Raw genomic sequence first — 4,674 nt, forward strand, 5'->3', positions numbered from 1 at the left:
CCTTCGGCTTCCCCGGCCGCGGCGGATCGCTCGGCTTCGCCGACCCGGCGACCGGCCTCGCGTTCGGCTACGTCATGAACCGCGTCGAGGAAGGCGCGCCGGACCGCAGGGCCGCGAACCTCCTTGCCGCACTGCAGCGATAACACCAGGTCAGGGGTCAGGGAGGCAGTCATCCAACCCAGATGATGTCCACGATTCGTATGACCTCAACGTGATCGAGTATGAGAAACGTTGCGAATCCATGGCCGTCGCCGAAATCGGCACGGCGCACCTGTGGGTCGTCGGTGGCCATGGTGATCAACGGGTCATAGGGTTCTCGCACACATCGGCATTGCCGCAGCGAGCGCACCCAGCGCGTCGGTGGGGAAGCCACCGAGCTGGCTCAGTGCCCGCTCCGACAGATCGGGGCGGTAACTCACCGGCGGCGGGACAGCTCGGTGGTGATGGCCTCGTCGAGGGGGACCGTACGGCCGATGCCGTGGCGCGCGTCCTCAATGGCCTCGTAGTAGCCAGGTTGGGAGACGGCCTCCACGACCAGGCTCCACCGGAGCAGTAGCCGCGACAGGTCCCTGTAGCGGGCGACGTCTTCACGCGCAGCATCGACGGCCTCGCGGTATTGGCGGAGAAACTCGGGACGTTCACGGTCGGGCAGCGCCCAGAGGATCACCTGCGGGTCTCGCGGGCCGTCTTCAACTGGTTGGGCGCGCATGAGGCCACGTTACCTCGTCAGACTGCCACCCCGCCTCGAGTGTTCTCGTCTTCAACTTCAGCATCGACGGCATCGCCGCCCGCCCCGCGAACGAAGCGTTGCCGTTCAGGGACGAGGGGCGGGGCGGCTGACCACGGCGCGGTACGGCCGGAGCACGATGTTGAGCCAGGAGAGCCCGTCGGGGGTGTCGAGGTCGACGTGGAGCGGGGTCGGGGACAGGGCGGCGGGGTCGCACCGGTCGCTGTAGAGGACGATGCTGCGGTTGGGCAGGTCGCGGCGGGAGATCCAGTCGAGGCCGGCGACCGTGGGGTCGAGGCCGCGGAGCCACCGTGACCAGCGCCGGGTCTCCGCGTATTCGGTGGGCGGGGCCTGGATCAGCCACTCGTCCTGCGCGACGGCGGCGAGCGCGGGCGTGCTGGTCAGGGAGATCAGCGGCAGTTCGAGCGCGGTCTCCACGAGCGACAGGCGTTTGCCGGCCACGGTCTGGAACGGCAGGATGCGGGGTCCGCCGCCGTCGAAGGTGACCGAGCGGAGCAGGCATTCGGCGAGTGCGGTGGTCTGGCCGCGACCCAGGTAGCAGTGGTCGTAGCCGTCCTCCGAGCTCCCGTCGAAACGCCCGCCGAGCAGGCCCGGCGAGGGGCGCAGCCGGGTGAACTCCGCAGGCCCCTGCGCCCGGTTGTGCACACGCCACAGGAAGGAGCCCTTCGGCAGCAGCACCCGGTGAGGTGTGCCGTCGTGGCGGGCGGGAGGTGGTTGCGCCGGCATGTCAGTAGGGCTCCCTCAGTGCGCGCGCCGCCTCGGTCAGCAGGTCGTCGGCCACCCCCCGCGCCAGCAGCGCGGCGGGCGCACCGCCGAGCAGCGCGTTGCCGCGCAGCCACCAGTCGGCGGTGCCCCACGGGTCGCGGGCGGCGTCGAGGGCGGCGGAGTCGAGGAGGTCGGGGTCGAGGGCGGCGAGGTCGGGAAGCATCTCGCGGAGCAGGTCGAGCGCGGGGCTGTCCAGAGCATTCGGCATGCGAAAGTCGCTGATCCAGACCCCCATCTTCTGGGAACTCCGCAACAACCGCGCCGACGACACCGCCATGGACCTTCTCGTGCGAACGACCTACGCATACCGCGAGGCATACGAGCTGTGGCAGCAGAACATGATCGGCCCTCCTCCCCAGCCCCCGGCCGTCATGAAGCATGACACCAGCACCGGCATTGCTCAGATCTTCGCGGACACCGCGATCAATTCCCGAAACCACTGCGCCTCCCAAGGTCTAATTAACGATCCCCAGGCCAACCCAGGGGACTGGCACGTCGTCTGGCGAGTTTGGAAGCTGCTCAAAGAAGACAACGAATACTCGGCTAGCACTGTTCTACTCGTGCACATCTGGGGCGCAGCCGACATCAACCAGCGCAGGCCGACATTGGACTACACAGAGGTCGAATCCGGACTGATTCTCAGGCGCTACAACGGCTCAGGCTCTCAGGCCGAGATGTATATGCAGAAAACACTTCCCATATACCGTATATTCGAAAAATACAACAGTGTGGCGAGGAATCTCTAGATGAGCGAAAGCAGAAAGGATGGACAGGCGGGCGGCCGTCGCCTTTCCTCACGCACCACCTACCTGCTGTCCCTCCTCCTCAATTTCGCTCTTGGCCTTCCCGGCCAATTCGCGCTGTTCTACCCATACTTCGTAGTCCGCAACTGGCTGGCGCAGCTGGGAGTGGGCACTCCCGGAATACCTTTTCACGACGGCTATCTTGGAGCGCTCCTTATCGGACTAGCACTCACCGCCGCATGGGGTGTGATAACGGCCGGAATTAATCTCGCTGTTCTACGCTACTCACGGGCGTCACGGCGGCTTTACTGGCCCTCCGCCGTCCTGGTGGCACTGTCTTCCTCCAGCCTTCTACTGCTCTGGAACATGGGAAGCCCCCAGTCCTAGAAGGGAATCTTGTGGCCAGTGAAATCAAGTCCCACACAGAGGAGGCGGCAGAGGGCATCGGCCGTCGCGCTGTGATCCGCAGCTCGCTCGGGCTCGTCGGCGCCGGTATGGCAGGATTGCTTCTGGAACCGGGGAGGGTGATGGCCGCCACATCGGAGGGGAAAGATCCTCCACGCGGTTCCGTACCGCTCGCGCAACCCGCGAGACAGGTCCCTACAAGCGCCAACGGTTGGCCGATCGTGCAACCGGAGGAACGCGCTTGGACTCCCCCGTGGCGTGTGGGTGGCAGCGACATCACGGTGAACCTGCGACTCGACTGGTATCCACCGGGGTCGCAAGGCAACTTTTCCGATCACCAACTGGTGGTCCTCCGCGACATCGTCGCCGAGTGCGAGGGTGTCGTCCGCTGGGGAGGCGACGACAAGCAGCCGAATGAATCCAGGATTGTCATCGATGCGCCGCCCGGAGACGAACGGCTCCTCCGAGTGGCCGCGAAGATCCGAGCCTGGGACGACACGCCTGGGCAGGGTGCCGGGACTGCGGTGAACCCGTTCGATTCCAAGCGGCGGAAGGCCGCCCGCGCGTTCCAGTCGCGGCGGGAGCTGGACTGAAAGTCGGGGCGCTCTAGGGGTTGCCCCGTCCGCATGTCCGGATTCCTGGGCTTCCGATAGGACCTGGGGTCGGCGATCGGATCGATGCATGGGACCTTGCGCAATTCTTATACCGGAGAAAAAGGTGGAATCATCAGTCCTAGGAAAAGCTGTTCGAGCCTCTCGGCAGGCTATCGTGCTGGCCCTGAGCGTCTCCGCGGGAATGGTGATCCTGCCTGCGGAGGCCGCCCAAGCCGATGGGACCTTTAGGTCAAGGCCGTGAAGTTAGACCCGGAGTGCGCTGTCTGGGCCGAGCTCCGTCCCGCCCTCCACGCGACTGGGTGACCAACACCTCAAAGGTTCGCAGGTGCAGGTCAGGCGGTCGAGGTGGTCGGCAACGCGGGTGCGGGAATCCGGTGCGCGGGCGGTGCGGGTGCGGGAGCCGTTCCGGGAGCCGGGGAGCGAGCTTGCCCATTGGCCTTGGCGGGGGTGGTCAAGCTTGATATGGATGAAGGCGGCGTGATCGCGCGACCACCAAGTAGGGAGAGCCGCCGTTGTCCGCGACAGACTTCGTGGCCGCCGTGCTACGGCGCGGGGACGAGCTCCGAGAGCTTCTCGGACCGCAGACGGGTGCGCATCTCGCTACCCTGCTGCGCCGCATCCTCGACGAGGAACCGCGCCGGGCCCGGCGCACCTGGAACGAGATCCTCACCGTCCTGCGGCGCGGCCTGCCCCGCGACCACGACTTACGACCGTTGATCGCCGACGCGGCCACGACCCACCGGGGTACGGCGGTCGCCGACGACCTCGCCCCCGCGCTCGACCTGCTCCGCGAGATGCTTCCCGACCTCGCCGCCCTCGACCCCGGCCTCCTCGACTCCGCCGCCCTCGACCCCGCGACGCCCGCCACCCCCGAGCCTGCCCCGCCCCCAGCCACCACCCGCCCCGTCGTCTCCCCCGATGCGGGCACCCCCGAGGCCGCCCCGCCCCCGGGCACCGCCCAACCGACCGCCCCCTCCGGTACGGCGGCCGCCGTACCGGAGGCCCAAGGTGGCGACGCGTTCGCCGAGGCGTTCGAGGCGGTCAAGCGTTCGCTGCTCGCGGCCCCCTCGCTCGACCCCGCCGAGCTGCGCGACCCGGACGATCCTCGCCTGTTGCGGCTCGACCGCCCGGACGGGGGCGTCGCCGTACCGGCCTTCCAGTTCGGCGACGACGGCGCGCCGATCCCCGTGGTGCTGGCGGTGAACGAGCTCCTCGACGCCGCCCGCGACCCGTGGGGCACCGCCGACTGGTGGCTGCGCGGCAACGCGCTGCTCGGCGGTGCGCCCGCCGCGCTGCTGGCGCGAGGGGTGGCCGACGACCTGCTGACCGAGGCGGCGCGCGCACTGAGGGAGCCCTACTGACATGCCGGCGCAACCACCTCCCGCCCGCCACGACGGCA

The 4,674-nt window shown here is 68.0% G+C and carries 6 protein-coding genes; 3 read left to right on the top strand and 3 right to left on the bottom strand.

Annotated features, from left to right (window positions below; translation table 11 throughout):
* Positions 1-415: 415 nt before the first annotated feature.
* The 3 genes from BLQ73_RS29420 to BLQ73_RS29430 form a co-directional block, all read right to left on the bottom strand.
* The gene (locus BLQ73_RS29420; protein ID WP_143020505.1) at positions 416-709 is read right to left on the bottom strand and encodes a DUF6247 family protein; all 294 of its coding nucleotides are present in this window, start codon (positions 707-709) and stop codon (positions 416-418) included.
* Between the two features lie 105 nt (positions 710-814).
* A complete protein-coding gene (locus BLQ73_RS29425; RefSeq protein WP_093175881.1) occupies positions 815-1,474 on the bottom strand; it encodes an RES domain-containing protein in 660 nt (219 codons plus the stop codon).
* A 1-nt stretch (position 1,475) separates the two neighbouring features.
* On the bottom strand, positions 1,476-1,721 hold the full coding sequence (locus BLQ73_RS29430) for a hypothetical protein (protein WP_093175884.1): 246 nt from the start codon (positions 1,719-1,721) through the stop codon (positions 1,476-1,478).
* Between BLQ73_RS29430 and BLQ73_RS29435 the strand changes: the two genes are divergently transcribed.
* From BLQ73_RS29435 to BLQ73_RS32910, 3 genes are all read left to right on the top strand, one after another.
* Entirely contained in the window at positions 1,720-2,259 is a 540-nt protein-coding gene (locus BLQ73_RS29435; protein ID WP_093175886.1) for a hypothetical protein, read from the top strand. The genes BLQ73_RS29430 and BLQ73_RS29435 overlap by 2 nt on opposite strands.
* A gap of 683 nt (positions 2,260-2,942) precedes the next feature.
* Entirely contained in the window at positions 2,943-3,254 is a 312-nt protein-coding gene (locus BLQ73_RS29440; protein ID WP_143020507.1) for a hypothetical protein, read from the top strand.
* Between the two features lie 533 nt (positions 3,255-3,787).
* Positions 3,788-4,636 carry a serine/threonine-protein kinase gene (locus BLQ73_RS32910; RefSeq protein WP_176955758.1) on the top strand — a complete coding sequence of 283 codons (849 nt, stop codon included), beginning with the start codon at positions 3,788-3,790 and terminating at the stop codon, positions 4,634-4,636.
* The last annotated feature ends 38 nt before the right edge of the window (positions 4,637-4,674 follow it).

Origin of the sequence: Sinosporangium album, from assembly GCF_900100605.1 — a bacterium.
GTDB classification, from domain to species: domain Bacteria; phylum Actinomycetota; class Actinomycetes; order Streptosporangiales; family Streptosporangiaceae; genus Sinosporangium; species Sinosporangium album.

What these genes read in the sequence shown, in the direction of transcription:
- BLQ73_RS29435 (WP_093175886.1), top strand. Translation starts at nt 1,720, where the DNA reads ATGCGAAAGTCGCTGATCCAGACCCCCATCTTCTGGGAACTCCGCAAC.
- BLQ73_RS29425 (WP_093175881.1), bottom strand. Translation starts at nt 1,474, where the DNA reads ATGCCGGCGCAACCACCTCCCGCCCGCCACGACGGCACACCTCACCGG.
- BLQ73_RS29420 (WP_143020505.1), bottom strand. Translation starts at nt 709, where the DNA reads ATGCGCGCCCAACCAGTTGAAGACGGCCCGCGAGACCCGCAGGTGATC.
- BLQ73_RS29430 (WP_093175884.1), bottom strand. Translation starts at nt 1,721, where the DNA reads ATGCCGAATGCTCTGGACAGCCCCGCGCTCGACCTGCTCCGCGAGATG.